The sequence below is a fragment of the Pedococcus sp. genome (genome assembly GCF_036554925.1).
Classification (GTDB): Bacteria; Actinomycetota; Actinomycetes; order Actinomycetales; family Dermatophilaceae; genus Pedococcus_A.
The window spans coordinates 1-2,102 of the sequence record NZ_DATBMI010000026.1 but is presented as its reverse complement, the minus strand read 5'-3'; the positions used below and the strand labels follow the sequence as shown (position 1 = coordinate 2,102).

Here is a 2,102-nt window from a genome sequence, read left to right as displayed (position 1 = left end):
CGCCGCCCCGGGCGATGACGATGACGTCGACCGCCGGGTCGGCGTCGAGCTCCTGGAGGGCAGCGGTGACCTCGGTGACCGCGGTCGGGCCCTGCACCGCGACCTCCCTGATGGCGAAGCGCACGGTCGGCCAGCGGCGCCGGGCGTTCTCGACCACGTCCTTCTCTGCGGCGCTCGCCCGACCGCAGACCAGCCCGACGGTGCGGGGCAGGAAGGGCAGCGGCTTCTTGCGGTCCGCGGCGAACAGGCCCTCGGAGGCGAGGGTGCGCTTGAGGTGCTCGATGCGGGCGAGGAGCTCGCCGACGCCCACGGGGCGGATCTGGCGCGCGTCGAGCATCAGGGAGCCGCGCTGGGTCCAGAAGACGGGCTTGGCCTGCAGGACGACCCGGGCGCCCTGCGTGAGCGGGGCGGCCATCGCGTCGAGCGCGTTGACCTGGATGGCCACCGACAGCGACATGTCGACGTCGGGGTCGCGCAGGGTCAGATACGCCGTGCGGGCGCCGGGGCGGCGGTTGAGCTGGACGACCTGGCCCTCGACCCACAGGACCGACATCTTCTCGACGTACTCGGCGATCCTCATGCTCAGCAGCCGCACCGGCCACGGCTGGTCGGCCGTGGTGTCGGCGGCCCGCTCGGGCAGGTCTGGCGGCGTCACGGACGTCACTCTAGGAGCCGGCGCCCACGCCGCACCGTCGCACCACGCCCGGACGCGCCCGGACGAGGCCAGGCGGGGCCCAGGCGGGGCTCAGGCGGGGCCCAGGCGGGGCTCAGGCGTCGGGCTCAGGCGTCGGGCTCAGGCGTCGGGCTCGGTGTAGAGGCAGAACGGGTGGCCCGCAGGGTCGAACAGCACTCGCACGTGCGGCTGCGGCTGGTGGTCCGGCAGCTCGGCTCCGAGGAGCACCGCATCGGCCACCGCTGCCTCGAGGTCGTCCACCGGCACCTCGAGGTGCGCCTGCATCTGCGGGGCACCCGGCTCGGAGGGCCAGGCGGGTCGTTCATGGAGTGGCTCGCCCTTGACGGCCAAGGTCACCGGTGAGCCCGGGGTCCGCAGCGTGCACCAGGACGGACTGTCCTCGACGAGCTCCCAGCCGAGCAGGTTGCTGTAGAAGCGAGCCAGCGCCGGGGCGTCCCGCGCGTCCAGCGTGATGCCCAGCGCGCCTGCCGGCGTGCGTCCGCGGATCATGGCTCCTGCCTACCCCTTCGCAGGGACGGCCGCGAACCCACGGCGCTCCACGCGCGGCATACGAGCATCGTGGATTCGGGCGTTCCGGGCGCGCCACCTACCATGGACCCATGACCTCTCCCACCAAACGTGTCCTGCTGGCTGCCCCGCGTGGGTACTGCGCCGGCGTCGACCGGGCCGTGGTGACGGTCGAGAAGGCCCTCGAGCTCTACGGCCCGCCGGTGTACGTGCGCAAGGAGATCGTGCACAACAAGCACGTCGTGACCACCTTGCAGAAGCGAGGTGCGGTCTTCGTCGAGGAGACCGACGAGGTGCCCGAGGGCGCCACGGTGATCTTCTCCGCCCACGGCGTCGCCCCGGTGGTGCACGAGGAGGCGAAGGCGCTCAGCCTGAAGACCATCGACGCCACGTGTCCGCTGGTGACGAAGGTGCACCGCGAGGCCGTCCGCTTCGCGAACGACGACTACGACATCCTCCTCATCGGCCACGAGGGGCACGAGGAGGTCGTCGGCACCTCCGGCGAGGCCCCCGAGCACATCACGCTCGTGGATGGTCCGGACGATGTCGACAACGTGGAGGTGCGCGACCCCGAGAAGGTCGTGTGGCTGTCCCAGACCACGCTCTCCGTCGACGAGACGATGGAGACCGTGCGACGCCTGCGCGAGCGGTTCCCCAAGCTGCAGAACCCGCCGAGTGACGACATCTGCTACGCCACGCAGAACCGCCAGCTCGCCGTGAAGCAGATGGCGCCCGACACCGACCTCATGATCGTCGTCGGGTCGCGGAACTCCTCGAACTCCGTGCGCCTGGTGGAGGTCGCGCTCGAGCACGGCGCGCAGGCCGGCCACCTCGTGGACTACGCCGACGAGATCGACGACGCGTGGCTGGAGGGTGTGCGGACCGTGGGGGTGACCTCCGG

The 2,102-nt window shown here is 71.8% G+C and carries 3 protein-coding genes; 1 reads left to right on the top strand and 2 read right to left on the bottom strand.

Annotated elements, in window-relative coordinates; all coding sequences use genetic code 11:
- Together xseA and VIB11_RS01835 are read right to left on the bottom strand one after the other, a co-directional pair.
- Positions 1-655: exodeoxyribonuclease VII large subunit (gene xseA / locus VIB11_RS01840; protein ID WP_332027798.1), on the bottom strand; the 655-nt coding region annotated here is incomplete at its 3' end.
- 138 nt (positions 656-793) lie between these two features.
- Positions 794-1,183, bottom strand: a complete 390-nt coding sequence (locus tag VIB11_RS01835; protein ID WP_332027796.1) for a VOC family protein — start codon at positions 1,181-1,183, stop codon at positions 794-796.
- Positions 1,184-1,293: 110 nt separating this feature from the next.
- On the opposite strand from VIB11_RS01835, the gene VIB11_RS01830 reads away from it, so the two are divergent.
- Positions 1,294-2,102, top strand: an 809-nt coding sequence (locus VIB11_RS01830; protein ID WP_332027794.1) for a 4-hydroxy-3-methylbut-2-enyl diphosphate reductase, incomplete at its 3' end; no start/stop codon positions are given.

Bases quoted from the DNA above. Each gene is read 5' to 3' on its own strand.
- VIB11_RS01835 (WP_332027796.1), bottom strand. From the start codon at position 1,183: ATGATCCGCGGACGCACGCCGGCAGGCGCGCTGGGCATCACGCTGGAC.